The following is a 25819-nucleotide window of genomic DNA, read 5'->3' on the forward strand; positions in this document are numbered from 1 at the left end:
ACGTCCAATGGTAGCCAATACCACAACAAAAATAAATAGGATCAAGAATGCGACTAAGCCGAATTGAGATCGAGAATTTTAAGGGCATCGCCGCAAAACAGGTCATTGATCTGGCTCCAATAACATTGCTCTTTGGGGCAAACTCGGCTGGCAAGAGTACGATTTTACAAGCTCTGCACTATCTCCGTGAAGTCTTGAGTCGAGCCAATCCTGATCCAGACCAAACCCTAGCGGGTGGTTTGATCGATCTCGGCGGCTTCGCGAATTTGATCCATGCGCACGATCTGAACCGAACCATGACCGTAAAAATCGTAATCGATGGTGTGGATGGGTTTGGAACAGACCATTTACCCTTGAACGGTGGTGGCTCGGTGAGCGCACCGGAGTTTGAGCAACTCCCTATTCGCTACTTGCTTGGTGAAAACACAGACGTGAAGGACTACGCGGTGGTTCAAACCATCGGAGTTAGCGTGTCTGTCGCTTGGAGCGAACTGAACGCTCAACCATACGTCTCCTCAATCTCGGTTGAACTTGACGACGAAGATGTGGCGACAATTTCGTCACCGCCTCAATCCGGGCGGGCAACCCTTTCAGACATCAACTTCGAACACAAACTATTCCACCGGATCGTCGAACACGACGAACCTGATGAACAAGACGAAGGGCTATCTAAGTTCCCGCTTGCCGATGAAGTGGCGGAACTGTCACGGCAGATGGCCGACTCCGATGCCGTCCCAGAATCCAGCTATCGCGTTGCAGTAAAGACAATCAGCGGGGCGTTGCCCGATCTAAATTCTACATTGACCAGCGATATACGCGACCCAGACGTGTCGAAGGTTGAGTTTGAGAGGACTTCGCCGAGGGTCCGTGGCCTTGAGAACCTTCTCGACGAACTTGTTGTCGGTCCAATGAGAGTAGCCCGCGACTACTTGAATGAAACAACCTATATCGGTCCACTTCGAGAGATTCCACCGCGCGGCTTTCAGCCGAAGCTTTCACCGGACGAAGCGCGTTGGGCGCAAGGTCTGGCGGCTTGGGACTTGCTGTTCACCGACCGGAAGGGGGAATTGCTGAAGCGAGTAAATCTCTGGCTGAGCGGAAAGGACAAGCTGGGAACCAACTACGAAATCTTGCGCACAGAACGTCGGGAAATTCCAGCCACCAGCCGTATGCACCATTTATTTGCAAGGGGTATCACCGAAGATGATTTGCCAGAACTCCAAGATGCATATTCAGATTTAAACGCGACTAACGAGATCGTTCTGCGGGACTTCGCCCAGAATATCACTGTCTCGCCAATAGATGTTGGGGTTGGTATTTCGCAGATGATACCTGTTGTCGTAGCTTGCTTGAAAAATGGCTCCGGGGTTGTAATGGTTGAGCAACCTGAGTTGCATATTCATCCCGCCATCCAGGTTGGACTTGGCGATCTATTCTTGGCTGCAATCAGTTTGGACCAGACCTCGATCTCTGGCACAAAGACTTTGCTCATAGAAACACACAGTGAGCACATAATGCTGCGGCTACTTCGACGGGTTCGTGAAACTTCAAATGACGAACTCCCACCTGGCGCACTCGGTACATCTGTGAACGACATAGCGGTAATTTACGTCGAAAACCGTGATCAGACTGTCGAATTTTTCAGGATGAGTGTGGATCAGGATGGCGATTTCAGTGACCGCTGGCCGCGAGGGTTTTTCACGGAACGCGCTGAGGAACTGTTCTAATGCTCAATGAATACGCGATTGAGCCTCGCATTATGGGTTCAGATTTCCACTTGTTCAGTTTGCTTCACGGATATTTTGGAATCGAACGCGGCCGGGTTATTGCCCAGTTTCCGAAGCAGTGGAGTAGGCTGGTATTTGAGGCAGCAAAAACTGCGGAAATGAGAGAGGTTGATTATCTTCGACTAGTTGAACGCCTAAAATCAATCAAGTCCGAGACCTTGTGCCGGAGTGGAAGAAGCTATGACCCCGAACTTGGAGGATGGCTGGCAAATGCCATAAATGCGCACGCCACCAAGCCGTTTCATGCCATAATTGCTCCTGATAATGCTGTCTCGCACCCCTCAATAATCGACATGTCTGAATTTGATCCTGCGTCTGATTTGATGGTGGCCGAGGCGTCGCAAGAGGTTAAGCGAACCGCAACCGATCTGACAGAATGCTTGGCTACCTTGCTGAGAATGGCCAACGACGTGACTTTAGTTGATCCTTACTTCGAGATTTTTAGCCCGAGGTATATTGAACCGCTAAGACATTTTCTTGGCACACTTTCAAACGTGGCAAGTCCAGCCAAAAAAATAAAGATACATCGGCGGTACGACGGACAAGCGAATGATCTCAATGTAATCAGAGCAAATGCAGTGAATGAGCTTCAAGGGGTTATTCCACAAGGCTACAGCGTCGAGGTATTCGAGTGGGAACAACTTCCAGGAGGCCATGATATTCACGACCGCTATCTTCTGTGTGATTGTGGCGGAGTATCTATAGGCGCGGGCTTCTCCGAAGAGGGTGACCATGAATTGGCTTTAGTTTCGCTGCTTTCAAATACCGTCGTTCAAAACCTAAGGAACAGATACCGAGAAGGTAGCGGGGCCTACCGCTTGGCTAAACCAGTGCTGCTGATTGACGAAAACTGCAACGTAGTTGAACGCACGAACTAGGAGCCCACCCGTTCAACAGAGTTCACATCCCCCATCGTAGAAGTGCCGCTTCAACGCCCAGGCGATTATCCCTGATCCGCAATACCGCTTGCCGAGACAACCCTGTCAACTTGGCTACTGCGGTAGTTCCATTGCCCTGTTCAATCAGTTTGCAAACAACTTCAAATTTATCCCTGTCAAACGATGGTTTTCGACCCGGATACTTTCGTTCATCACGCCTTGCAGCATCGATCCCAGCCCGTTGCGCGATCTTTGTTGCTTCTGACTGAGCCTGAGCAGTTGCGGCGAGAAATGAGATCAAGGCGTCTCTGACTGCTTGTTGTACAGGGTCCTTGGTTGCTCCGTCGAAGACCATGCCATTGATAACTGTCTTTACGACCACGCCAGAATTCATGAATTCCCGAACCGTTGAGGTTACGTCTTCGTAAGACCTTCCCAATCGATCCAACCATCTAACAACCAGAACGTCTCCGGCCCTCAAGATATCGAAAAGTCGCCGTCCTTGGGGGCGGTCAATCAAACGGTGTTTAACGCCCGAGACTCCAACATCAGAAATTACTTCATCTATCACGAATCCTGCTTTTCGTGCTTGAGTCACCTGATGTTCCAACGTTTGGTCAAGCGTCGAAACTCTAGCATAAAATACTGTGGCCACTACCCCTCCTATATGTCCGTATGGGTAATGTCCGTTGATACAGGTGTACATTGATTGATTGAAGCCCTAACGGACACAAAAACTCAGTAGAGCGGCCCGTCCGCAACAGTATACCCTAGCGGACAATGCCTATAGGTCCTCAATAAAAGACCAATGTTGGACTGAGGTGACGGCTAGTATTTTCAATCTCCGATTGGCCGGACTCGAGGGGCACAGCCAGAACGGCGATCTTGAACTTCAATTAGACCTGCACCCTCCAGCACAACCACGGCACGGGCCTTGGCACTGGAAGACACCCCGAAGCGTCTTACAGCCGCGTTGCTCAGAACCACCCAGTCCCGTCCGCGCATCACATGAAGATGCCGCACCGCCAATGCAACAGGCAGCGCCGCACCGGGCAAATTGGCCGCAGCTTCAATCCAACCTATACGGATCGGCCCAGCCAGGAACTCCCCATCATTGACCTGCTGACCCACAGATGTCGTGGTCGAAGGCAATGTCGCAGGCTGTTCGGCAGCTAAAGATGAAGAAGCATCCCCCAGGGTCTCAGGCAAGGTGAACAGGCTCAGATCAAACGCCTTGCCCATTACGCAGCCCACTCCGACACATAAGACCACAACCCCACACCGCGTTTGTCCATGAACCTATCTGGATACTGGCAAACCTGTTCCACACCTGCCGTAATCACAAACCCGTCCAGCACCACACGGGCGGCGTCCGTCATGATCTCTTTCATCAGATCAATGTCAGCCTCCAGGCGATCCACAGCACCATGTATCAGCACCGCATCATGCACGGGTGCACAGACCTCAATCCCAGCTTCCGTCGCATTGATACAAGCTAGACGCAGCATTTCAGCGCCATTGGCCTGCATCGGGAAATTACGGATCGACCTCTCGTTCGGTTGCACGGGAAGATGACAGCGCCACCCAAATACCGTCTCGATCCATCCCCGCATCAGCGCCGTCTCCAACATCTGATCCGACCATGACCAGAACTGGTGATACGTTCGCCGATGCAGCGTCAACAAGTCCTGTGCCGCAATGGCAGGCTGACCAATCCGCCCACCAAGAGATTCAGCACCCATGCCATATTGCACGGCCAGCACACAGGCTTTGAACATATCCCGCTCTGCGGGGTGGCTGTCCTTGGTTCCAAATTCAGGTACTGCCCCAGCCTGTTTGGCAAATGCCAGATAAGGATCGCCTGACTGATACGCCGCCATCATCGCTGCATCCCCGGACAAGGCCGCCGCGATCCCGAACTCCTGTTGATCCCAATCCAGATAGGCCAGACCGCAGCCAACATCAGAGCGGATAAAGCTACGCCACCAAGCCGACTGACCAAAAATGAACCGACTGTTCGATGGCTGATTGCGCCCAGTTCTGGACGCAAAGGGCATCAGGGCAGCACGGTTACGACCATCGTCACCGATCTGAAGGCGGTTCGTTCGCAGCCCTGATAAGCTCCGGCGCAACTCATGCAAGGGTCGTAACTGCGGAAAGGCCAATGCACGGTCTTTGAACGTATCATTATCAAGCTTCAGTTTGCCAGATGGCAGACGCGGCCATGCAATCCCTTCCCGCATCAAATACCATTGGAAGGCAGCGGCATTGAACGTGCCATCCACATAGACCCCGTAATCCGCATCCACCTTCGCGATCAGAGCATCCCGCACATCATCATGATGGTCTAGAACATTCCTCAGACCAGAATGGTCCATCGGGATGCCTGTCCACTCCATCCGTGCCGCTGCCGCCATATACCGACCACGCACCAGTGCACGATCCAGATCGATGTGGTCCAACGCAACCATCGCCGAAAATAGATCACCAGTACCGACAACATCTTCCGCGCAATAGTCCAAAATACGCATCTGATCGTCCGCATCCCACGGTCCACCCGCCATGATCAAATCACGGCAGGCATCTTTCACGCCCGCCGACATCGATCCCAATCCATAAGAGGTCAACGCACCCAAGAGACCCGTACCATACGCCCGATCCCGGCCATTCGTGATCCGCAGATGCTCCACGTAAAGGTCCAGCACATTGCACGGCATCTCCCAGCCCTGCGCCAGATGCACACCCAGTTCTGCTGACGCCATGAACGACACAAACAGCGCATCCTCCCCCAGATCATACGGACATGGGATTGGATGGATCGGATGGGCTGGAGCATTCCCCAACCACGCCCGCTCTTCGCGCCCGCTGCGAAGTTCATGGGCCACCACGCACACAGGTTTAGGACGACACCCATCTGGGGCTACATATTCAGTATCCAAAACCCAGATCGTGGCAAACCGATCATAGACTGATGGCAATGCAACGCCCTCCATCAGGCATAACCCATCAGCTTACGCACCACAGGATGCTCCACCTCCATGATCTGTTTACCCTCAAAGGCAATCCCCAGAAGCTCATCCATCGGTTGGTCAGGCCATTGCGGATCATCGTCAATCCCTTTGGCCTCAGGGGTGATATACATCCCCTGATCCATATCAGACATCACACGCACCCACGCATCCTGCGCTTTACGTGCAGCCATCATCGCGGATTCGTTCCACATATTCGGGCGACCATCCCCACGAGGCAGGTTCAACGGCCATAGGAATGGAACGACACCACCCCGCGCAACAGCCAGGTGTAACCGCACAGCGCGGTATTCTCCCTCCAAAGCCGCCAGCATCGACCCCGCAACCAGATAGGTCTCCCCCTCGTAAGGCAGGACCGCAGCGTCGTATGTATATGCGGGATCAGGATGCGTTCTGATGAACTGCTGACGGTTCGGTTTCTGGACCGGGATATTGGTCAGCAATGTTTCGGTGACCAATGTCGGGTCAACCAATGTGTCCAGCTTAAACTGGGACGGATCAAAAGTGTTTTGCATGATTGGGGTTCCTTCTTGCCATGCGTTTCCAAATCCAACGACAAGACGACCCGAAAGAGGCTACGTACGCAGCCCAGACGATCACCGATGTCATTGGCACGCTGTGCAAGTACGACCCTGCATCACCAAGCAACCTCTCTATCGGTCACCGTGACAGCGCAAAACGCGGGCAAGAATGCGGCCCACTCGCAATCACATGAGAGTGGCATAGTCGGATTGCAAGTGGCACACCTCAAAAAATTGCCACACCGTTACCCACACCGATATTTAGCTATCCATGTCCCCCAGGACCCACAGTTCTGACAGGGCGCACAAAAAGCCCAGTAAAATATGAGCTTCGGAGGAAGAGTAACGTCTGGATCAGAGCCAAATACATCTGCGTAGATAAGCAACATCGGTCAAAGACACGGATCGCCTTCGCGTGGAAGGTAGATTAGGCCAAAAGGATCAATGCCGCAAAATCCGTACTTGATTTAGAGTATTCAAGAAACGCTCATATAGCCCAGTCACCGGACAATCCGCGCCCAGGATAGCGCCCAAAAGTTATTACACAGTCACAGGCGCACAGGATCGATCTTAGCCACATCCCACGATCAGTAGTGGCACTGATGGTGGCGGGATCGGCAAGCTGTGCGATCAGACCAAACGGGCAGAGGATGCAGTCACATACCTGCTCAGTTATCATCCTGGATCGCGATCACGCAGATAATCACATCACGATACCCTGACAGATTGACTGGTGCGTCGAGATCAGAACCAGTTTGTTCTAGCAGTCCAATCTTCTACCCATAAACAATACTGTACAGGTCACCACCAACGGGAAGGTACCGAACCAACAGTGGGATGGTTCATCACAATCGCAAACAACATGAGGCGGACATTGCGACATCAGCCAACATGCCCCCAAAGTCACACAATCCAAACACCAATCGCATAAATACCAACACTGGGGTCAGCCAAGAGAAGGGACATCCACAATGAACAAAACATCGATCCGCAACATCAATCCAGATACGCTATGGGACGCCAAGATTTATGCGGCGCAAACACGGCAGACCATGGGTGAAGTTGTCACCGAAGCGTTGGATAAGCTCATCAATGAAGATTACGAATGTGATACAGAAGAAAACCAGGCTCCGCTGCCCAAATAGGCACTACCTTCGACACTAAATACCCTCAATCTCTGCGCTTTTATGATTTATTTACAGTAACTTAAAAAACAGCTGTCGTGTCCGGTACTCGCCTCCATTTATTTTGAAGCACTTAGGTGAACTCTCGAAGCAGAGCGCGAATTTCAAACACGGATATTTGAAACTATTATTCTGCAAAGTAGGAATCTCTTCCTGCTGGCTCTGGAACGCGGCAAGAAATTGCAATCCAAAGAACTCATTCGAAATAAGGCAAATGCTGCGGGTCCAGACTCAAATCTGGACGTTTAGTCGAGCCTTGCTTTAAGAGCACAGCAACCACTCGCAATACGCCGTCATATTAATAAATGTTGCGAAATTGCTATCGCACGACCATCACTGAGCAAGTAGCACGCCTCGTCAGCCGAGACGAAGTAGAACCAAGAGCGTAGCCGGAACTTCCCGGGCGGCTTGCACAGGCCACGATCAAGTCAGCTCCTGTTTTCTCCGCGTACTCAGCCACAACAACACCCGGTTTTCCTGTGAGGACCTTTCGACCGATGTCTGGGTCATCCGCGAACAAGCGGTCCAGCATTTCGAACGCGCGCTTGGTTATCTCTTTCTGATCCGGGCGTACTACCATGTACTCTGCAACATGTGTTGGGAAGTCTTCGACTACTGAAACCGCAGAAATTTTTCCGCCTTCCGCTTTTAATCGTTGCGCTATTTCGATCTGCTCAGGCAAGAGCGCTTCGTGATCAGGTGTGATCGGGATCAAGATATTTTGGTACATGTGTCCTCTCCAAAGGAAACCGGGGCCTACTGGCCCCGACTGCTTTTGTTTTAAGTGGCGACGTGGCTGACGTCTTTGTCTGGCGAGTAGATATCCAGAATGTTCCAATGACCCGTCGTTGGCGTTGGGTTGTTGATCATCGGGACATTGAGAACCGTTGGCTTACCACTCGCAATTGCCTCTTGCAGCGCCGGAAGCAGCTCTTCAGCAGAAGTGATGTTGCGACCCACCGCGCCATAGGCCTGCGCAATCGCTGCATAGTCCGGTCCATTGGTTGGCTCTGCCGCAGATCCGGGGAATGTGGTGCCATAGGTCAGGCCGTAATGCGCTTTTTGCAGGCCGGCGATCGTGCCGAAAGCGTTGTTGTTCATCACAAGCCAGATGATCCCAAGATCAAGCTCCACAGCCGTTGCCAGCGCCGCAGGGTTTTGACCAAAACCGCCGTCCCCAACCAAGCTGATGACGACGCGCTCCGGTGCAGCAAGCTTTGCGCCCAGCGCACCCGGAGGACCAAAGCCCATCGTGGCAAACCCGCCCGGCGTCAGAACGGAGCCCGGTGTCAGAATATCAAACTGCTGTCCGACCCCGTTTTTGTTCCATCCCACATCCGTTGTGATGATGGCGTCATCCGGCAGCGCATTGCGCGTATCCGCCAGAATGCGTTCTGGCATCAACGGGAAGGCCGCCGAGGTCTGCATTTCGACATTGGAAGCCTTGAAAGCAATCCGGAAGGCAGCAATTTCCTCGCGTTTTTGAGTGCGAGGGAAGCCATCAGGATACATTTCCTTGGCAACCCGCGTCAGCACACGCAGGGCGGCTTTCGCATCTGCCACGACACCAATTTCGGTCGGGTAATTGCGGCCGATTTCCTGTGGTTCGATGTCGATGTGAATGACTTTGGACCCTGGAATGTTGAAGGTATAGCCCGGATACCAAGACGAACAGTCTGCTTCTTTGAAGCGCGTGCCCACGGCAAAAATGTAATCGGCATTCAGGCAGCTCTGGTTCACCAATTCCGTGCCCCAGAACCCGGTCATGCCCATGACCAACGGATGATCGTCCCGCAATGCACCTTTGCCCATCAGGGAGTGCGCAACAGGCAGACCCATGTGATCCACAAACTCACGCAGTTCTTCGCTGGCCTGAGCCAGAAGAATGCCGCCACCAACGTAGGCAACAGGCTTTTCTGCTTTGGCCAGACGCTCGACAATCTGACGCGCGGTTTCGTCGTCAATCGACGGTTTCACCAGTGCGCGGGTGTTGTCCAGAATACGGTCAAAGCTGTCAGATGGGATCACTTCAGAGAAAATGTCCATTGGCACGTTGACCAATACAGGACCCGGCTGACCGCTTTCGGCCAGATGGAAGGCTTTTTCCAGGATCTCAGCCATCAGGTCCGCTCGATCCACGCGCCACGCACGCTTCACGAAGGGACGATAGATTTCATATTGCTGCGCATCCGCGTGCAGGTTCACCTCTTGGTGCGGATGTTTGCCGTAGTAATGTGTTGGAATGTCGCCCGCGATCACAACCATCGGGATACAGTCCAGCGCCGCATTGGCGACCCCGGTGGCGCAGTTGGTCAACCCAGGAGACAGGTGTGACAGCACCACCGAGGCCTTACCGGTCACGCGCGCATAGGCGTCCGCCGCGTGGCTGGCGATTTGTTCGTGACGCACTGTCACAAATTCAATCGGGCTTTCGGCGAGGGCCGCGAGCACAGAGATGTTAGTGTGACCGCAAAGACCAAAGACGTGTTTGACTTCGCGCCGCTCCAGAAAGTCGACGATATGTTCGGCAACTGTTTTGCCGTCTACTTGTGTGCCGTCCATCACGCGACCTCCTGTCCAAAGAACTCACCGAACAGCTCTTCGTCCGAAGGGCGGTCTTCCGGGATTGGGCGGCTGACCCAGGTGTAGTTCATCATGTGTTTCATGGTGACGTTTTCATTGATGATGTTGCCGCCCCAGATGCCGCAGCCCAGAGAGCTGGTCATCGGCATGCCATTGGTCCACGCACCAGCGTTGGCTTTGGACTGAGGCTGACGCACCATCATGCGGCTGACCGGTGCCAGACGCGCGAGACGGTCAATGTTCTCGTCATTGTGGCTGTAGATGCCGCAAGAGTGGCCCTTGCCGCCCACAGCGTAGATTTTGGACACGGTGTCCAGCGCGTCATCAAAGGTCTCAAAGTGGTAAAGCGCCATCAGTGTGGTCAGCTTTTCTTTGGAGAATTTGTGCTCGGTGCCAATCTTGCCTTGGTTTTCAACCATCAGGAACTTGCGATCTTCCGGGATTTCAAAACCTGCCACCTTGGCGGTTTGCTGTGGACGGCAGGCGATGGTTGGGAAGGTGCGGTTGCCCTTCTCGTCCCACATCGCTGCTTCGAGCATTTGCTTTTCTTCCTCAGAGCAGAGGTAACCGCCTTCAGCTTCCAGCGCCTTGACCATGTCCTCATAGATGGATTTCTGGATGATGATGTTGCCATCAGCAGAGCAGCCAGAACCAAAGTCAGAGGTCTTGGAAATGCGCGTGTTTATCGCGGCGATATAGAGATCTGCGGTCTCGTCGATCACAATCGAGGAATTACCCGCGCCCACACCATAGGCAGGTTTACCGGACGAATATGCCGCCTTCACCATCGGCTTGCCGCCGGTGGCCAGTGTGAGGTCGGCAATTTCCATCAGGTGCTGTGTCAGCGGAATAGATGGCTTTCGAATGGACTGGAACAGGTCTTCTGGTGCGCCTGCCGCGCGACAGGCAGCCCGCATCACTTCGACGATTTCATACGTTGTTTGCGCGGTGCGCGGGTGCGGAGAGAAGATCACAGCGTTGCGCGCATTTGCAGAAGACACGCCCGTGACAGGGGGTGTCATCGCAGGGTTGGTCATGGGAACCAAAGAGGCGATCACACCAGCCGGTTTGGCGTATTTGACCAGACCCTTGGCTTCGTCGACTTCGACAACACCAGTGGACGGGGTCCGCAATACATCGCGCAGCACCATGTGGATTTTGAACCGCTTTCCCGGGCGGCCATTGCGGTCACCGATGCCGCTTTCATCCACGCCCTGCTCTGCCAACCGCGTGAATGTCTTTTCGTTGCCCGCGTACCAAGCGATGGCTTGGGCCAGGCGATCAAGCTGTTCCTGCGACCAGTCTTCGATTTCCGCCATAGCTGCGCGTGCGCGTGCCAGCATGTCGGCCGCCAGCTGGCGGTCCTCTTCAGTGAGCTCTTTGCCCATGATGTTCCTCGTGCGTTTTCAAGAGTTGTGGTTCCGGCACTCGGCGCTGAGAGCGCGCCTCACCGAAGGTTCGTTTCGCGTGTTGCAAGCAACGCCGCGCGTGTTCTTCGTAACCAAGCTCTGCCACCCGGCTTTGGTTAGGCAGCTCAATGGAATAATCCACCGTTGGCATGCGTTCGATAATCCCGGCGAAATCAATCCAACCTTCGCCCGGATAAAGACGCGCATCGCGCGCCAGTTGGATCATACCTTCGCGGGTATCGGCGATGCCCGGCAGGCAATCCGAAATGTGGAGAAAATGGAAAAGTTCTGACGGCACGTGCAGCAGCTCACCCAGATCAACGCGCGAGAGGTGCAGATATAGCGTGTCCACAAGAATGCCGCCGTTTGGACGGTCAGCTGCGCGCACAATATCGAGGGTTTCATCGAGCGTGCGTAGTCGGGAAAAGGACGGAAATTCCAGATCAACGGTGATGCCGTAAGGCGCTGCCAGATCGCAGGTTTCGCCAAAGACATCGACCAAAAAATTGCGATCATCGCGCGACTGGGTCCATGCCGACATGATCATTCGCTTGGCGCCAAGTTCACCGCCGAGTTCAAGCGCGCGTTCGAAACTGCGTGGATCCACATCCTCGGTGATACGAGCGAGCTCTACGTCCAGAACTTTGAGCCCCGTGCTGGCCAAAGCCGTCTTAGTCGCATGTACCTGGCCTTTATCGACCGGCTTTTCTTTGAACTCTCCGGGGACCTTCATCGGGATAAAACGCGGGCTGACGGCATCATATCCAGCCCGCGCGGCAATATAGACCAGCTCCGGAGGTGTGGCCCCAATCAACGTCAAATGGGCCAACGAATAAAGTGGCTCAACTGGCGTCTCAGGCGTGCTGTTCGGCATTTTGACGGCTCCGGATTACGTATGTGAGTCGCAAGTCTGTCTTACGTAATAAAAAATATCTGATATTTTTTAAAATGTCAACCGTCGATTTCGCAAGTCGATTTTTACCCAGTCCCCTGACGCATTGGAACGCACTGAGGCGTCGATGAACTGCACACCTGCCGCACCATCAGCAACGCGTGGGAAACCGACCCAGCCAACCGGTGGGATGACACCGTCTTTGCGCGCAGCGACAGCCATTGCGAATTCCATGTAAAGATTGGCCCAGGCTTCGATAATGCCTTCCGGGAAACCCCGCGCGGCGCGCACTAGGCGTTCGGTGGCGGCGCTGACGCCGTGGCCATGCCCGCGGCTGATCACCCGATCCGGTTCGCCGTAACGGTTGAGCTTCAACTGCTCGGCGTTTTCCAAATCCCATTCCACGCCGCCTTCGGAGCCATAGACCCTAAGCCGCAATCCACCCCGATTGCCCGGCGCCAATCGGGTCGCCATTAGCGTCCCAGGCACCTCTCCTTCGTAGCGGGTGAACATAAACGCCGTGTCTTCCAGCGGTTTCGGCGCGCCGCACACGTGGAATTCCGCGCGCAGATCCGTCATGTCTAAACCCGACACAAAGCTCGCTAGATGCGCTGCGTGCGTGCCGATGTCGCCCACGCAACTGGTTGGGCCCGAGATTTTTGGGTCCAGCCGCCACTTCACATGCGGGGCATCGCTGACATCCTCCGGCGTCATCCAATCCTGAAGAAATTCGACGTGGATCTGATTGATCTTGCCAATGCCACCTTCAGCCACGATTTCGCGCGCCTGGCGGATCATTGGAAAACAGGACATGGCATAGCCAACCGCGAAAACCTGCCCGGTCTGTTCGGTGAATGTGATCAGTTCCAGCGCTTCTGAGACTTTATTGGTCAGCGGTTTGTCACAGAGCACATCGATTCCCGCCTCCAGAAACACTTTTGCTGCCGCAAAATGCGCGTGGTTTGGCGTTGTGATCATGACGGCATCGACGCCATCCGGACGTTCGGATTCCGCCTTGGCCATGTCCTCAAATGAGGCGTAACAGCGATCTGCAGGTAGAAACCAATCCGCACCACGCTCAGCTGCGCGCTGGGGATCAGACGACAGAACCCCCGCGACCACTTCCCAACGATCGGTGAGACGGGCAGCCGTCGCTTGCGTTGCAGAGATCCGGCCACCGCCGACAACGCCAAGCCGCAGGCGGCGGGACAAACGCGGGTATGCGCCATCAAAATCAATGTTTTCAGGAAGAAGTCTCTTAGTCATTTTGACCTCCGACATCAGGAATCTCGGCCCCTTCAGGTAGTATTTCGAGCGCCAAAAAGATGCTGGGCGTCGTGGTTTCGAATTGATGCCAAGGGTAATTGCCCTCAGCGTCATACATCGGGCGATGGGTTATTCCGGGGGCCATCGGCTCTTCGAGGTAAAGCGTTGCCGGATCGCGTTCCTTGCACTGCTGCATCTTTCCATACCCGACAAGCTGGGTGTGTACTTCGCGGAAACCCGGCACCGGACAGAAGGGATGCTCATTGTGCAGACCGACATTCAACGGCACAGAAGCTGAGTGATAAATACTCAGACCGATGTTGCCGACAAATGTCTTTGGGGACATGTAATGTTCAACACCGCGCAACCGCTCTTCGCCGCGCTTTTCAAAGGCGGTCGGCCAAGCCTTCCGCACCTCTTCGCAAAGCGCATCATCGCTGTCATGGCTATCAAAACGATCAATCACAATGGCCCGATCAACATCGCGGAGTGTGACATTGGCAAAGATCGCAGATTGCAAAGGTTGCAACAGCTGCGCCTCAACCTGAATGGCGCGATCGGCAACGTTCAACACAATCGCACGCTCGTTGATGTCGACGGTAGCCTCGTCAGAGATATGACGCAGTCCGAAGAATGGTTCACCAATTGTGATAACTTCAGTTGGCATGGGCTGGCTCCTTAGACTGCGCACCTTCACTCGCAGGGAAATCCTCGGGCAGTGGCGCTGGCACCGGGCAAGAACTTGAAATGTTCTGATATACGCCATGCACTGGCGCCCGCGCGATGGCATCCATGACCTCAAACACGTGGTACGAGAGCGCTCCGCTCGCACGAACCGGCCGACCATCGCGGACCGCATAAGCCAGATCCAACAGACCGAGGCCTCGGCTGTCTTCGTTGAAACCGTGATGATTTTCGGAGACCTGCCAATCATCCCGCCCAGTCGGACGGGGCTGATGGGACCACCGAGAAGTTTCGCGAGTTCTGTACCAGACCGGACCTTCGAACCGGTTTGGTCCATTGACCGGATCGGGATCGTTCACAGTGATCACGCCCTTTTCGCCATAGATCTCAAAGCGCGGTGTTTCACTGTCCCAGACATCAAAGCTCATGGTCATGGACCCAATCGCGCCACTCTCAAACTGCAGCAGGCTGAGGGAATGCGTGTCGACTTCAACGTCAATATACTCTCCGTTGCGTGGCCCGTTTTCGATCAACCTCTGATCCGACACCCGGTTGGACATGCCTGCGACCCGTGCAATCGGGCCAAGAAAGAAGATCATGGCCGTCAGGTAGTAGGGCCCGAGGTCAAGCAGCGGGCCGCCACCTTGCTGATAATAGAAATCTGGATTGGGGTGGTGCCGTTCCGTCCCATGGGTCCCAACATGGGCAAAAACCCCCGTTGGGCGTCCAATTGTGCCTTCTTCGATCAAACGCCGCATGGTCTGCCAGCGCCCGCCCAGGAATGTATCTGGCGCATTGCCAAGCTTCAGGCCTTTGGCCTCTGCCAAATCAAGAAGTTCCTGCCCTTCAGACATATCCGTGACAAACGGCTTTTCTGAATAGACGTGCTTGCCAGCGCTCAACGCGCGACGCGTGATGTCGGCGTGGGCGGTGGGAATTGTGAGGTTCAGGATGCAATCTATCGATGGATCGACAAGCGCCTCTTCCACCGAACAGGCGCGCGCGATGCTGTGTTGTTCTGCTTTGGCCCGACTTTCCTTTAGATCGAGACTGGCGCAAGCCACCACCTCGATCTCAGGAAATTTTGCAAGCGTTGTCAAATAGATGTCGCTGATGCGACCACAGCCAATCAGGCCGACCCGGAAGGTTTTCGGGTGATTACTGGTCATCTTCTTTCTTTTCATAAAGTGGAAGGTATTTCGGAGGCATTGGCCCCTTGTTGCGACCACCCTGCTGCATCTGTTCCCAGCCATGGGCCAGAACGCCAACAGAGCGCGAAAGACAAAACAATCCGCGCGACAAAGGCGCGGGAAACCCGAGCTCGCAAAAAATCACAGCCGTCGCTCCGTCGATGTTCATCGCAATCGGACGACCGCCGCGTTGCACACCCAGCTCTCTTTGGACGGCTTCACCAATCTCGGCATAGCGCCCGGAAACTGTTCCGTTGGCAGCGGCATCGCGTACAAGATTCATCAACCGTGGTGCGCGAGGATCAACCGGTTTGTGGAACCGATGGCCAAAACCAGAGACAATCTTCCCATGCTCCCGTCGCCAGGCCGCCAGACCCGCACCAACGGCATTTTCAAGGGTTGCGCCCTCGTCCATGCGCGCAGCAATTGAGAAGTATAGCTCAGCACATTGTTCACCTGCGCCGCCATGTACGTCGCCCAACATGTTGACCCCTGTGGCCATGACGTTGTTCAGCCCTAATCCACAGGTCGCCGCCATACGTGCGGCTGCAATCGATGGCGCTTGTGGCCCGTGATCAACCCCTGCGACCAAAGCAGCTTCAAACAGGGCTGCCTGTTCTGCGGTTGGCAGATCGCCTCGCACCATCAGCCAGATCATTTGTGGGAATGATACACTGCCAATTAACTCTTCAATTGGGTGATCGCGAAACGAGATGCGCCCCGGGGCCATGTCTATGATAGAGGTGCGCCACCATTGGCGGACATTTTGCGCGTCGGTGAGGACCTCTGTCATGTTGAAATCTGTTCTTTAGACACTAGGTTCTGAAAACTCTGTTTCATGCGCTCCGGTGAAGCCATTTTTCCAGTGATAAGGTGAAAGGCTGCCGCAGCCTGGAAAATCGCCATCCCGCTGCCATCCATGGTGCGCAGCTGTTGTGCCTCAGCTGCGCGCAGAAGTTCCGCTTTTCGCGGGAAATAGACAATGTCAGCGACCCAGCAGTCCGGGCCCAAGTCCTGAGGATCAAGCGCCTTTCCCGGATGATCAACCATGCCCATCGGGGTCGCATTCACGACGCCATCGAGTGACCGCAGATCAAAGCGTGCCAGTTCTGAGACGCATTGAATGGAAACACGTGGGCGCGCTGCTTGCAGCTGTTTAGCAAGTTCTTCAGTAGCCGCTTGCGATTGGTCGAACAGACAGAGTGTCTGGCAACCTTGATCGATCAACGCCATTGCTGTCGCACGACCTGCCCCCCCAGCGCCGAGCAAGAGAACCTTGCGTACCTGCCCACCAGAAAGCCCATTCCTCAGAGCAGACCTGAAACCAACATAATCAGTGTTGTGACCAATACGTTGCCCATCTTTGAACAGGATCGTGTTCACGGCCCCCAAAAGCTGGGCAGACTCAGAAAGCTCATCCACCAGAGCGACAGCGTCGCGCTTGAATGGATGCGTGACATTTACTCCGGCAAAACCTTCAGCTTCTGCCATATCCAATAGCGCGCTAAGGGGTTTGTCGCCAAAAGGCGCAACTGCAGTGTCAAACCGCAGGTACTCGTAGGCAAACCCCTGTACTTTTGCCTCGGCCATATGCATGTCCGGGGTCAGTGATTCACTGATAGACAATCCTATCAAAGCAGCTTTCATATTTTCGGCATCCCAACTGGTCGTTGATATTTCATTTGCGCGGCCAAGCGCGCGGAAGCATTGCGTGCACCGTAGCCGGAATAACCGCGGCGGCGTTCGACAATTTCAAAGAAGAAACCGTTAAAGATCGGCTGACTGTAGATCTGGAAATATTCCGTGCCGTTCTGACGGTCGTAGAGGATATTTTCAGCCTGCAGTCGCGCAATCAATTCGTCCTCCAGGCCGAACTGCGCCTGCAGATCATCATAGTAATTTGCGGAGATCGCTAATCTTGGAAACCCGTGACTTTCAAGCAGATCCGAGGTCTCAAAGATGTCATCGCTCAGAAGAGCAATATGCTGAACACCGGCACCGAATTTGTCTTCTAGGAAAGACGCCGCAAAGGTTCTACGACCCTCGGCCCCATTCAAATTTAGACGCACCTCGCCTTCTGGGCTTTCAATCGCCTGACTGTGCACAACACCGGACGGGTCCGCGACATCCACAATTGGGGACTTCGCCATTTCAAAGGTGGAGGCATAGTAGAGCAACCAGCTCTGCATTTCCTCATAGCGCATGGTCTGCGCCACATGATCGATACGTCGCAGCCCAGCTGGCTGTGTTGCTTCTGTGCGACTGGCAGGTTGAAATTCTATGTCCCAGACCCTGTGCAGATCCGACTTTTCGTCAATGAAATGGACAACATTGCCACCTACACCACGAATGGCAGGGATATCGAGCTCCCCGCTGCCTACGGTTTGCGAAAAGCGCGGAGTGCCAAGAATATTTGCCCGCGCAACGGTTTGCTCCGCGTCTTTGACGCGCAATCCCATGTCGCAGACAGAGGGTCCGTGACCGACGAATGCGGTATGGGCGTAGCCTTCTTTCGAGGTGTTGACGACGATGTTGATCGCACCCTGCCGCCACAGCTCAACCTGTTTGGAAACATGCCGCCGTTCCATGCGGAAACACATGCTGGATAGAAGGCCCGTCAGCACCTTCCCGCTGCTTTCATCTGCGGTGAATTCAATAAATTCAAACCCGGATGTGTAAACGCGTGGCGGCATGTCCGGGATGTCAAACGACAGGTCTGGATCACTTTTTGAAACTTCATCGAGAAGGTTCACAAGCGCGCGGTAGCCGTCGCGCGCAAGGGTGCGTCCCCCGGGTCTTGGGCTTTGTTCATTGACACGGGCCACGGACCAAGAGCCCGCGTAACCACTGCGCGCGAGGACCTTCACAAATCCGGCAAGATTAAGCACCCCCTGCCCCGGCAGGAGGCCAAAGTGGCGTTTCAATCCGCGAATATTGCGCTCAACAAATGGGGCGTCCGAGAGCTGGACGTGAAATACCATTTCACCCGGGATATTGCGCAGCTGGGCCGGCATGGTGCCATCCACCAGCGAAAAATAACTGTTCAGAGCCAGCCCGAGGTGTGGGTTATTGATTTCTTCCACCAATGAAAGCGCTTGTTTGTCTGTTTGCGTGCTCCCGGCCCATGGCAAGGCAAGATAAGCAAGTCTGACCTCACGCTTGGCGGCCCGTTCAGCCGCTTCCGACAAATCGGCCAGCGACGTTTCTCGGTCGGTCGGCACACTTGATGCGCCAACCAAAAGTGTTTTCGTTCCAAGCGTTTCCATCAGATCGAACTTGCGTTCCAGCCGATCAAAGGCCCGGTTTCGTTCCTCTCCCTGCCAGCCTTCCAAATCAATGAAAGGCTTCAGCAGGCTGATCTTCAACCCAAGGTCCTTGGCGAGCTTTACCAGCTCATCCGCAGAGCCATGAAAGCCGGTGAAGTCGGGTTCATGCAGTTCGATATGCGAGAACCCTGCTTCAGCAATGGCGTTCAGCTTCTCCCCTAAATCGCCGGGGATGGAAGTGGTTGAAATCGCGAGTGACATGCATCAGCCTTGGTAGCCAAGCAGCCGTGGCAGCCACAGAACCAGATCAGGGACCAGCAGCATGAGAAGCAATGCAGCAACAAGGACAGCAAGAAAGGCCCAGATTTCAGCAATGATCTCGCGCAGCGGGATGTCCGTGACCGCGTTGATGACGAATAGCAGGATACCATAAGGCGGTGTGATCAAGCCGATCATGGAATTCACCACAACCAGAACACCGAAGTGAACAAGGTCGATGCCCAGCGCCGCACAGGTCGGAATAAACAGCGGCACAATCACCAGAATGATGGTCGTCGCATCCAACACACACCCGAGTGCTAGGATCAATAGGTTAACAAGGATCAGGAATAGGATCGGGCTAATGTCTGAACCTTCCAGCATTGCCGAAATCGCCTGAGGAATCTGTTCCTGGATCACGATGAAATTCAAAATAAAGGCCCCGCCGATCACGATCCCAACTGAAGCTGAAGAGCGCGCACTGTCTACGAAGACGCGGTAAAGAGTACCCAATGAAATGGCCCGATAGAACATTGCAGCCAGCATTAGGGCATAGAAGGCAGCTACTGCAGCGGCTTCGGTTGGCGTGGTGACACCGCCATAGATGCCATAAAGCAGGATCACAGGCATGAGCAGTGCCGGGAACGCATTCGCGGTTTTCTTCGGCAGTTCATTCAGAGGAATAGGCTCTTCCAGTGCGAAGTCTCGTTTACCCGCAATATAGGTGTTCACGGCCATTAGCACAGCCCCCATCATCAAACCTGGCAGGATGCCCGCGAGGAACAAAGAGCCGATGGAGGTATCAGACACTAGAGCATAGAGAACCATTGGAATGGATGGTGGAATGATAGGGCCGATGGTCGCCGATGCTGCTGTGATGGCAGCGGCATATCCGCGAGGGTAACGACCATCTTTGGTCATCATGGAGATGATGATTTTCCCGATACCAGCGGCATCCGCCACGGCAGATCCTGACATGCCCGAGAAAATCAGCGACGCCACAACATTCACGTGGCCCAGACCGCCTTTGAAGCGACCTACCGCAGCGACACAGAAATTGAGCAGCCGATCCGTGATCGACCCGGCGTTCATGATATTGGCAGCTACGATAAACAACGGTACCGCGAGAAGAATTGTACTTTTGTAGAAGCCCTGCAGGATCTTTTCACCTGCAAGCGCGATATCCAGACCAGCAACGCCGAGGTACGCCACAGACGCAAGAAGAATTGAGTACCCGATCGGCGTTCCGATTCCAGCTAGTAGGAACAGCGTCACCAGCAGCGAAAGCATTTCCACGCTCATTTGTCGTCTCCTTCGGAGGCTTCTTTGTCCTCTTCGTGCATCGCCTCTAAGACAAGCTCGAGTTCAGTTTTCGGTGGGCCATTTTTGATGATATCAAAGAAACTCCACGCGTAGCGCACGGCCACGGCCACCATGAAAACAGCGTAGATCGAAAAGATCGTGCGCATCGGGATCTTGTCGCCTGTAAACGGATTTCTAACCGTTGTGGTTTTGCGGATTTTCATCCAATCGATGTAATCCCAGGTCGGTAGCAACGTGTAGAGCATGCCAATGACGAGGGCCGCGGCGGTGATAAGCGCAAAGATTGCTCGTGTACGACGACTAACAGCCAGATAGATGATGTCAAAACGGACGTGGTCTGATTCACGGACATTGAAGGCACAGGCAAAGAAAATCACCCAGACCCAGAGAATGCCGATCAGTTCCAGCGTCCAACCTGCTGGGGTAAAGAAATAGCGCAGCAGGATTTGGAAAAGGAAAATCGCGAAGATTGCCGCCAGCATCCCGCCGGCAATCGCTTCTGAAAGACGGGAGAACCCCTTGAATAACTTGATCATATTGGTTCTCCCTTTCCTATTACCTGCAGGCTTAGTTGCTGCCCAGCGCGTTGATTTTCTCCAACACCCCTTCAGGCCAGCTTTCTGCAAACTCGGACCCAATATACTGCGCTTGGACGTGTTCGCGGAATGCTGTCAGATCAGGCTCGTAAACCGACATGCCCTGCTCTTCGAGGAACGCGACCAAGCTGCCCTCCAATTCCAACTGCTTCGTGCGGCCTGCCTCCGCAGCTGCATCAGCGGCTGCTTGAACGGTCGCTTGCTGTTCAGAGGTCAAGCTATCCCAAACGCCTTTGCCGATAGCGATATAATTCAGGTCAACAAGATGCGACGTCAGAACGATCTGATTGGTCACCTCATAGAACTTCTTGTCCACTACGGTTGGCAGCGGGTTGTCTTGGCCATCAACTGCGCCTGTGGCCAGACCTGTATAGACCTCTGAGAAGGCCATTGGTGTCGGTGCTGCCCCCAAAGCCGCTCCCAGGAACTGCCACGCATCGGTGCCCGGCATACGCAAGTTCACACCCGCCAGATCAGCAGGAGTCATTACCGTCAGCTCGTCTTTGGATTGACGCAGGTTTACCTGACGACGACCCAGATACATAACGGACAGCAATTTAACGCCGAGATCGTCTTCAGCAGTCTTTTTGAATGGGTCCATCAGCGGGTCGTTGAATACCGCGACCTGGTGGTCTGCACTTTGATGAACGTAACCTGTTGCGAAGATCGAAAACTCTGGGAAGAACTGTGCAAGTTCCTGCGCAGAAGCAATGGACATTTCAAGGTTGCCACGAGAAATCGCGTCAAGTTCAGTACCCTGAGCAAAAATAGTACCGTTGTAGCTTGGCTGGAAGTCGGCAAATGCCGCAACTGCTGGTCCGAATACTTCCGCCATTGCCACAGAACGCTGGTCCGTTTCGGAGCCAGAGGTCGCAAGACGCAGCTGGATCTTGTCTGCTGCGAAACTACTTCCCGCAGCGCTGGTCAGCATACCAGCAGCGAGAAGTGCGGACATTGCAGTCCGACGTGTGAGTTTATTGATCATTTGTTTCCTCCCATGGATGACATATGTGTCAGCTCGATCATAAGATTGCCTGATTTTTAGGATATTGCAATATTTTTTACAAAATATCTGGTATTTTTTCAAGTAACCCCTTCTTCCTCTTTAATTTCAGTGTTTTGCGTTCCATTTATCTTAACCAATCCGCCTGTCCTGCAGGCTGTCTGGATAGCCTCCAGCACTTTCAGGGTGCGCAAACCTTCTTGCCCGGACACCAGTGGTTCGGCTTTCTCAGCAATGATATCAGCGAAGTGGCGCATTTGATTCACAAGCGGATCAGACCCACCCCGGATCAAGGTTGTTGCCGCGATTGGCGTCCACCAATCCCGCACCTCACCCTGATGTTTCCAAAGCCGCAGATCAGGCACCGAGAGCGAGCCGTGTGACCCCCCTATCAAATAGCAACTTTCCTGCGTGGGCGGGTAAATCGGGTATTCGCTAGACGTCAGCTCCCAGCTCCAGGGTGATACGATGCTGTCTGAAACTGTGATTGTTCCGATGGCGCCGCTGCGGAAGCGCAATACAGCGGCGGCTACATCTTCGTTTTCGAAACCACGCACTGAGGGTGCCGCCTGTGCTTGAACGGTTTCGACCTCTCCACACAGGTGACGAATGAGATCAACGTCATGGGCAAGGTTGACGGAAATAGGCCCCGCGCCTGCTTTTTTTCGCCACGGCGCTTCATCGAAGTAATGGTCCGGTTTGTAGAACCAACACTGAATATGAGCGGATCGAACATCGCCGATCTCACCCGCCGAGATCGCCTCATACGCCTTGCGGATCAGCGGATTGTGTCGTCTATGATGCCCCACCAACACGGGCACACCCGCCGCCTCTGCTGCCACAACGAGCGTTTCAGCTTCCTGAGCGGAGGTGGCCAGAGGTTTTTCAACAAGCACCGGACACCCGTTACGAATGCAGGTCAGGCCCTGTTCAACATGCAGCAACGTGGGCGTCGCTAAGACGACCCCATCCGGCTGCTGTGACCCGAACAGCTCCTCCAACGTTTCAAAACACGGCACCCCGCGTTCTTCGGCAAATTTGCGCCCTGTATCGCTGGGGTCAACCACACCGCAAAGGTTCACATTTTTGATCTGGTTGATGGCGTCTACGTGTCGTCGGCCGACAAGCCCGACACCCGCAATTGCAACCTGAACTTCCTGAGACACCCGGTCCCTCCTCACTTGCGCTTACGCGCCCTAATTCTACGGGGCTCAGAATCAAATCCACCCTCTGCGGCAAGTCTAGGTGAAACAAATGCTATTTGCAATAATGTCTGATATTTTGCCTTTTGACTGATTTATTCTATTATTGTTGCTGTTAGCATAAGGTGATAATTAGATGGCAAATAGAAAATCACCGGACAAAATCATGACCGAGCAATTCACCACAGTAGGATCCAGCACCTATCAGCGCATCAAGCGCGACATCATTTTTGGTGAGTTGAACCCGGGCGCGAAGCTGAAACTCGCGGGTTTGAAGCAGCGCTATGAAACCAGCTCTTCCACCCTTCGCGAAACGCTGAACCGCTTGGCCAGCGAAGGCTTTGTCGAAGCGCCAGAGCAGCGAGGATTCTTCGTAACCCCAGTGTCGCGCGAAGATCTGACCGAGATCACAGAGCTACGTGTATTGCTGGAGTGCCATGCCCTAGAGCAATCCATTGAAAACGGGAACACAGATTGGGAAGGCAATCTTGTCGCAGCACACCACAAGCTCAGCACCATGGAACAGCGCATGCTGGCCGGCGACCATTCAGAAAAAGAGCTATGGAAGCGTTACGATTGGGAATTTCACCTCGCAATGATCGAGGCCTGCAATTCACAGAATCTACTGTCCCTGCACTCGACCCTGTATAACAAGTATCTGCGTTACCAAATGCTGGTTCTGACCTACCGTGGAGAGGAGGCTGTACAAGAACACAAAGCAATGTTTGACGCTGCTCTTGCACGGAACTCTCAAATGGCCAAGAGCTTACTGGAACAGCATATCCGTAAAGGTTTAGACCATACGCTCGCCGCTATGTAGCAGCTACCTTCTGCAACATAGACCCGCCCGTAAGCACAGATTGTCAACCTCCCTATACCATTTTCTTACCGCAAAATGGTGATTTTGGCGCGACAAGCATGAAGTCCAAAAAATTGAGAAGCGGCATTCTATCGTACGACCAAGTTTCTAGGGGCGGTCTCCTCTAAACCAAACTCTAGCCCCTACGCGGACTAATCATCATCACAGGATGAATTTTGAACTTCTCAGCACTTAAGGTGCGTTCTGTTGTATCGAAACACCACTACCGTTACACCTTGCTCCGGCTCGAGTCGGACCTCCCAACTGCCTAGACTAAATGTTAACCAAAACGCCTTGCGGATTCCTATGCCCTTCTAGCTAGGCCAGCTAAGACGTTAGCCCCGCAGCGCCCACCTGTTCGGGGCGTCACTAGCTGTGATGCAATCAAATCCTCGATCTGCCGGTTGGTGATGTGGCGGCATAGAGGATGGCGCTCGTGGATCCATTCGGCAAGGCTGGCACGCCCTTTGGCTTCGGCCTCTCGCGCCTTCTCTCGGTCCGCCCTTACCTGGGCAAGCCCCTTCTCCCATCGGCGCATCTTGAACCAATTGTCCGAGAAACAGACCTTGCTGCGTGTATAGCCCTCGCTTTCCTTGGCATAGGCTTTAACCGCCTGACGCAGGTCATCGGGCTCCACACCGGCTTTCACAGCCGCTGCAATCAGGCGCAGAGTAGTCCGCCGGTCTCGGATTCTGTCTTCGGGATAGGCCGCCAAGATCTTCTCAGATTTAAGATCTTCAACCTCCTCCGCCGCCTCGCGCCTGCGCGTAGGTGGTTTATGGATGGTTTTAGGATGGTTTGGGGTCCACGGTGAACCCCGTACCCCGTTCACCGTGGACCCCGTACCGGGTTCAGGCTGGACGGGGTTCACAGTGACCCCCGTCTCAATGTCGGGCTCTGCAGTGAGTTCGATAGCGGCCACGCGCTCCAGAACGATGCGGTAAATGACGGTGTAGCCATTCTTGCATTGCCGTCGCCCTGTCTCGATCAGAATGCCTTCTCGCAAGAAGTCGATGATGCTGCGCTTGACCGTGCTCTCGCTGAGCTCTGTGTGGCGCTGGATCGTCCCCTTGGAACACCAGATGCCCGAACCGTCATCGCTCGCCTTGTCGGCCAGAAACATGATGATCTGCTTGCGCGCGGCGTTGCCAAAGCGGCGCTCGGCGCATTCGTTTGCAACCGCCCAGCTCATTGAAACGCCCCATGTGGCTGAGCGGCTCCTTCTACAAAAAGGTCGTTCAATGACTTTGAAACCTTCGCTTTTTGTTCACTTTTTGTCAGCGTGTGTTTTGTACCCTTAAGTCGTTGTTTTCGCTGCCCCTCTTTCTGGATTGCAAATCCGTGTACACCGGTTCGATTCCGGTAGTCGCCTCCATTTTAAAACAATTACTTAGATCATTCCTTCCCATGTTTGGGCCCTACCGTTTACAGGGCCGTTTACATTCTAGTGTTTTCAGACCGCGATTTGGCCTAATTGAGTTTGCGCGAAACAGTGTCACTTTCGTCCGGGCTAACCTGCACATAATGCTCGATAACCTGCGCCGCGTAGCGCACCGACTACCCCATTAGCACCGCAATTTGGCGCAACGACCGATCGCCGGTCAGCAATCTTGTCGCCACTGTCCCACGCGTATCGGACAAAGTCTTCTCGCGCCCATCGCCCCATGGGGGTAGCTGCGCTTCGCGCCGCCACTTGGTGATTTGGTTCTATGCCCAACGGGCGGTCAAAGGCCTGCCAAGCTCTGACACCAGAAGCAATTCTTGTTCCTCGGGTGTCTCTTCGATCAGTTTCTCAAGGGCTGATGTGGCGGGGATATAAGCGACCTTCCCACGTTTACTGGTCCGAAAACGAAGGCGTCTACCGTGCAGCGTGTCTTCGAATTAGTCCA

Annotated in this window: 23 protein-coding genes; 4 read left to right on the plus strand and 19 right to left on the minus strand. The window is 54.1% G+C overall.

The window, feature by feature from the left end; genetic code table 11:
* Positions 1-47: 47 nt before the first annotated feature.
* Both ABXG94_RS08695 and ABXG94_RS08700 read left to right on the plus strand, forming a co-directional pair.
* Positions 48-1727, plus strand: a complete 1680-nt coding sequence (locus ABXG94_RS08695; RefSeq protein ID WP_353533565.1) for an AAA family ATPase — start codon at positions 48-50, stop codon at positions 1725-1727.
* On the plus strand, positions 1727-2665 hold the full coding sequence (locus ABXG94_RS08700) for a hypothetical protein (protein WP_353533566.1): 939 nt from the start codon (positions 1727-1729) through the stop codon (positions 2663-2665). Before ABXG94_RS08695 ends, ABXG94_RS08700 begins: the two co-directional genes overlap by 1 nt.
* Before the next feature lie 22 nt (positions 2666-2687).
* On the opposite strand, the gene ABXG94_RS08705 is transcribed toward ABXG94_RS08700, so the two are convergent.
* The 4 genes from ABXG94_RS08705 to ABXG94_RS08720 all read right to left on the minus strand — a co-directional run bounded on the left by ABXG94_RS08705 (position 2688) and on the right by ABXG94_RS08720 (position 6209).
* Positions 2688-3320, minus strand: coding sequence for a recombinase family protein (locus tag ABXG94_RS08705; RefSeq protein WP_502901687.1), 633 nt, complete (start codon positions 3318-3320; stop codon positions 2688-2690).
* Positions 3321-3502: 182 nt separating this feature from the next.
* Positions 3503-3907: a hypothetical protein gene (locus tag ABXG94_RS08710; protein WP_353533568.1), complete on the minus strand. Its 405-nt coding sequence runs from the start codon at positions 3905-3907 to the stop codon at positions 3503-3505.
* Positions 3907-5643 (minus strand): DNA polymerase, encoded by a 1737-nt coding sequence (locus ABXG94_RS08715; protein ID WP_353533569.1) that lies wholly within the window; start codon positions 5641-5643, stop codon positions 3907-3909. Before ABXG94_RS08715 ends, ABXG94_RS08710 begins: the two co-directional genes overlap by 1 nt.
* Positions 5644-5657: 14 nt before the next feature.
* Entirely contained in the window at positions 5658-6209 is a 552-nt protein-coding gene (locus ABXG94_RS08720) for a hypothetical protein (RefSeq protein ID WP_353533570.1), read from the minus strand.
* Positions 6210-7186: 977 nt separating this feature from the next.
* Here ABXG94_RS08720 and ABXG94_RS08725 point away from each other — a divergent pair.
* Positions 7187-7360, plus strand: a complete 174-nt coding sequence (locus ABXG94_RS08725) for a hypothetical protein (RefSeq protein WP_353533571.1) — start codon at positions 7187-7189, stop codon at positions 7358-7360.
* Between the two features lie 358 nt (positions 7361-7718).
* Here ABXG94_RS08725 and ABXG94_RS08730 read toward each other — a convergent pair whose 3' ends face one another.
* From ABXG94_RS08730 to ABXG94_RS08795, 14 genes are all read right to left on the minus strand, one after another.
* Entirely contained in the window at positions 7719-8129 is a 411-nt protein-coding gene (locus ABXG94_RS08730; protein ID WP_353533572.1) for a universal stress protein, read from the minus strand.
* 50 nt (positions 8130-8179) lie between these two features.
* Positions 8180-9961, minus strand: a complete 1782-nt coding sequence (locus tag ABXG94_RS08735; RefSeq protein WP_353533573.1) for a thiamine pyrophosphate-binding protein — start codon at positions 9959-9961, stop codon at positions 8180-8182.
* Positions 9961-11370, minus strand: coding sequence for an aldehyde dehydrogenase family protein (locus ABXG94_RS08740; RefSeq protein ID WP_353533574.1), 1410 nt, complete (start codon positions 11368-11370; stop codon positions 9961-9963). Before ABXG94_RS08740 ends, ABXG94_RS08735 begins: the two co-directional genes overlap by 1 nt.
* Complete coding sequence (locus ABXG94_RS08745) at positions 11351-12265, minus strand: sugar phosphate isomerase/epimerase family protein (RefSeq protein ID WP_353533575.1); 915 nt, start codon at positions 12263-12265, stop codon at positions 11351-11353. The genes ABXG94_RS08740 and ABXG94_RS08745 overlap by 20 nt, the downstream gene beginning before the upstream one ends.
* A 69-nt stretch (positions 12266-12334) precedes the next feature.
* Positions 12335-13549, minus strand: coding sequence for a Gfo/Idh/MocA family protein (locus tag ABXG94_RS08750; RefSeq protein WP_353533576.1), 1215 nt, complete (start codon positions 13547-13549; stop codon positions 12335-12337).
* Positions 13542-14216: a hypothetical protein gene (locus ABXG94_RS08755; RefSeq protein WP_353533577.1), complete on the minus strand. Its 675-nt coding sequence runs from the start codon at positions 14214-14216 to the stop codon at positions 13542-13544. The genes ABXG94_RS08750 and ABXG94_RS08755 overlap by 8 nt, the downstream gene beginning before the upstream one ends.
* Complete coding sequence (locus ABXG94_RS08760; protein WP_353533578.1) at positions 14206-15402, minus strand: Gfo/Idh/MocA family protein; 1197 nt, start codon at positions 15400-15402, stop codon at positions 14206-14208. The genes ABXG94_RS08755 and ABXG94_RS08760 overlap by 11 nt, the downstream gene beginning before the upstream one ends.
* Positions 15392-16216 (minus strand): citryl-CoA lyase, encoded by an 825-nt coding sequence (locus tag ABXG94_RS08765; protein WP_353533579.1) that lies wholly within the window; start codon positions 16214-16216, stop codon positions 15392-15394. Before ABXG94_RS08765 ends, ABXG94_RS08760 begins: the two co-directional genes overlap by 11 nt.
* Positions 16213-17070 (minus strand): shikimate dehydrogenase, encoded by an 858-nt coding sequence (locus ABXG94_RS08770; RefSeq protein WP_353533580.1) that lies wholly within the window; start codon positions 17068-17070, stop codon positions 16213-16215. Before ABXG94_RS08770 ends, ABXG94_RS08765 begins: the two co-directional genes overlap by 4 nt.
* Entirely contained in the window at positions 17067-18950 is a 1884-nt protein-coding gene (locus ABXG94_RS08775; RefSeq protein ID WP_353533581.1) for a bifunctional sugar phosphate isomerase/epimerase/4-hydroxyphenylpyruvate dioxygenase family protein, read from the minus strand. The genes ABXG94_RS08770 and ABXG94_RS08775 overlap by 4 nt, the downstream gene beginning before the upstream one ends.
* Before the next feature lie 3 nt (positions 18951-18953).
* Entirely contained in the window at positions 18954-20249 is a 1296-nt protein-coding gene (locus tag ABXG94_RS08780) for a TRAP transporter large permease (protein WP_353533583.1), read from the minus strand.
* On the minus strand, positions 20246-20806 hold the full coding sequence (locus tag ABXG94_RS08785) for a TRAP transporter small permease (RefSeq protein WP_353533584.1): 561 nt from the start codon (positions 20804-20806) through the stop codon (positions 20246-20248). The genes ABXG94_RS08780 and ABXG94_RS08785 overlap by 4 nt, the downstream gene beginning before the upstream one ends.
* A gap of 31 nt (positions 20807-20837) precedes the next feature.
* Complete coding sequence (dctP, locus tag ABXG94_RS08790) at positions 20838-21851, minus strand: TRAP transporter substrate-binding protein DctP (RefSeq protein WP_353533585.1); 1014 nt, start codon at positions 21849-21851, stop codon at positions 20838-20840.
* Positions 21852-21949: 98 nt separating this feature from the next.
* Complete coding sequence (locus ABXG94_RS08795; protein ID WP_353533587.1) at positions 21950-23035, minus strand: Gfo/Idh/MocA family protein; 1086 nt, start codon at positions 23033-23035, stop codon at positions 21950-21952.
* 202 nt (positions 23036-23237) lie between these two features.
* Here ABXG94_RS08795 and ABXG94_RS08800 point away from each other — a divergent pair, with 202 nt between their 5' ends.
* On the plus strand, positions 23238-23891 hold the full coding sequence (locus ABXG94_RS08800) for a GntR family transcriptional regulator (RefSeq protein WP_353533588.1): 654 nt from the start codon (positions 23238-23240) through the stop codon (positions 23889-23891).
* 343 nt (positions 23892-24234) lie between these two features.
* Here the strand turns inward: ABXG94_RS08800 and ABXG94_RS08805 are convergent, their stop codons facing one another.
* Entirely contained in the window at positions 24235-25122 is an 888-nt protein-coding gene (locus ABXG94_RS08805) for a hypothetical protein (RefSeq protein WP_353533589.1), read from the minus strand.
* Positions 25123-25819 lie beyond the last annotated feature (697 nt).

Source organism: Cognatishimia sp. WU-CL00825, assembly GCF_040364665.1.
GTDB lineage: Bacteria > Pseudomonadota > Alphaproteobacteria > Rhodobacterales > Rhodobacteraceae > Cognatishimia.

What these genes read in the sequence shown, in the direction of transcription:
- ABXG94_RS08775 (WP_353533581.1), bottom strand. Translation starts at nt 18,950, where the DNA reads ATGTCACTCGCGATTTCAACCACTTCCATCCCCGGCGATTTAGGGGAG.
- ABXG94_RS08750 (WP_353533576.1), bottom strand. Translation starts at nt 13,549, where the DNA reads ATGACTAAGAGACTTCTTCCTGAAAACATTGATTTTGATGGCGCATAC.
- ABXG94_RS08760 (WP_353533578.1), bottom strand. Translation starts at nt 15,402, where the DNA reads ATGACCAGTAATCACCCGAAAACCTTCCGGGTCGGCCTGATTGGCTGT.
- ABXG94_RS08805 (WP_353533589.1), bottom strand. Translation starts at nt 25,122, where the DNA reads ATGAGCTGGGCGGTTGCAAACGAATGCGCCGAGCGCCGCTTTGGCAAC.
- ABXG94_RS08725 (WP_353533571.1), top strand. Translation starts at nt 7,187, where the DNA reads ATGAACAAAACATCGATCCGCAACATCAATCCAGATACGCTATGGGAC.
- ABXG94_RS08740 (WP_353533574.1), bottom strand. Translation starts at nt 11,370, where the DNA reads ATGGGCAAAGAGCTCACTGAAGAGGACCGCCAGCTGGCGGCCGACATG.
- ABXG94_RS08720 (WP_353533570.1), bottom strand. Translation starts at nt 6,209, where the DNA reads ATGCAAAACACTTTTGATCCGTCCCAGTTTAAGCTGGACACATTGGTT.
- dctP (WP_353533585.1), bottom strand. Translation starts at nt 21,851, where the DNA reads ATGATCAATAAACTCACACGTCGGACTGCAATGTCCGCACTTCTCGCT.
- ABXG94_RS08780 (WP_353533583.1), bottom strand. Translation starts at nt 20,249, where the DNA reads ATGAGCGTGGAAATGCTTTCGCTGCTGGTGACGCTGTTCCTACTAGCT.
- ABXG94_RS08785 (WP_353533584.1), bottom strand. Translation starts at nt 20,806, where the DNA reads ATGATCAAGTTATTCAAGGGGTTCTCCCGTCTTTCAGAAGCGATTGCC.
- ABXG94_RS08735 (WP_353533573.1), bottom strand. Translation starts at nt 9,961, where the DNA reads ATGGACGGCACACAAGTAGACGGCAAAACAGTTGCCGAACATATCGTC.
- ABXG94_RS08765 (WP_353533579.1), bottom strand. Translation starts at nt 16,216, where the DNA reads ATGACAGAGGTCCTCACCGACGCGCAAAATGTCCGCCAATGGTGGCGC.
- ABXG94_RS08800 (WP_353533588.1), top strand. Translation starts at nt 23,238, where the DNA reads ATGACCGAGCAATTCACCACAGTAGGATCCAGCACCTATCAGCGCATC.
- ABXG94_RS08755 (WP_353533577.1), bottom strand. Translation starts at nt 14,216, where the DNA reads ATGCCAACTGAAGTTATCACAATTGGTGAACCATTCTTCGGACTGCGT.
- ABXG94_RS08730 (WP_353533572.1), bottom strand. Translation starts at nt 8,129, where the DNA reads ATGTACCAAAATATCTTGATCCCGATCACACCTGATCACGAAGCGCTC.
- ABXG94_RS08770 (WP_353533580.1), bottom strand. Translation starts at nt 17,070, where the DNA reads ATGAAAGCTGCTTTGATAGGATTGTCTATCAGTGAATCACTGACCCCG.
- ABXG94_RS08700 (WP_353533566.1), top strand. Translation starts at nt 1,727, where the DNA reads ATGCTCAATGAATACGCGATTGAGCCTCGCATTATGGGTTCAGATTTC.
- ABXG94_RS08710 (WP_353533568.1), bottom strand. Translation starts at nt 3,907, where the DNA reads ATGGGCAAGGCGTTTGATCTGAGCCTGTTCACCTTGCCTGAGACCCTG.
- ABXG94_RS08745 (WP_353533575.1), bottom strand. Translation starts at nt 12,265, where the DNA reads ATGCCGAACAGCACGCCTGAGACGCCAGTTGAGCCACTTTATTCGTTG.
- ABXG94_RS08695 (WP_353533565.1), top strand. Translation starts at nt 48, where the DNA reads ATGCGACTAAGCCGAATTGAGATCGAGAATTTTAAGGGCATCGCCGCA.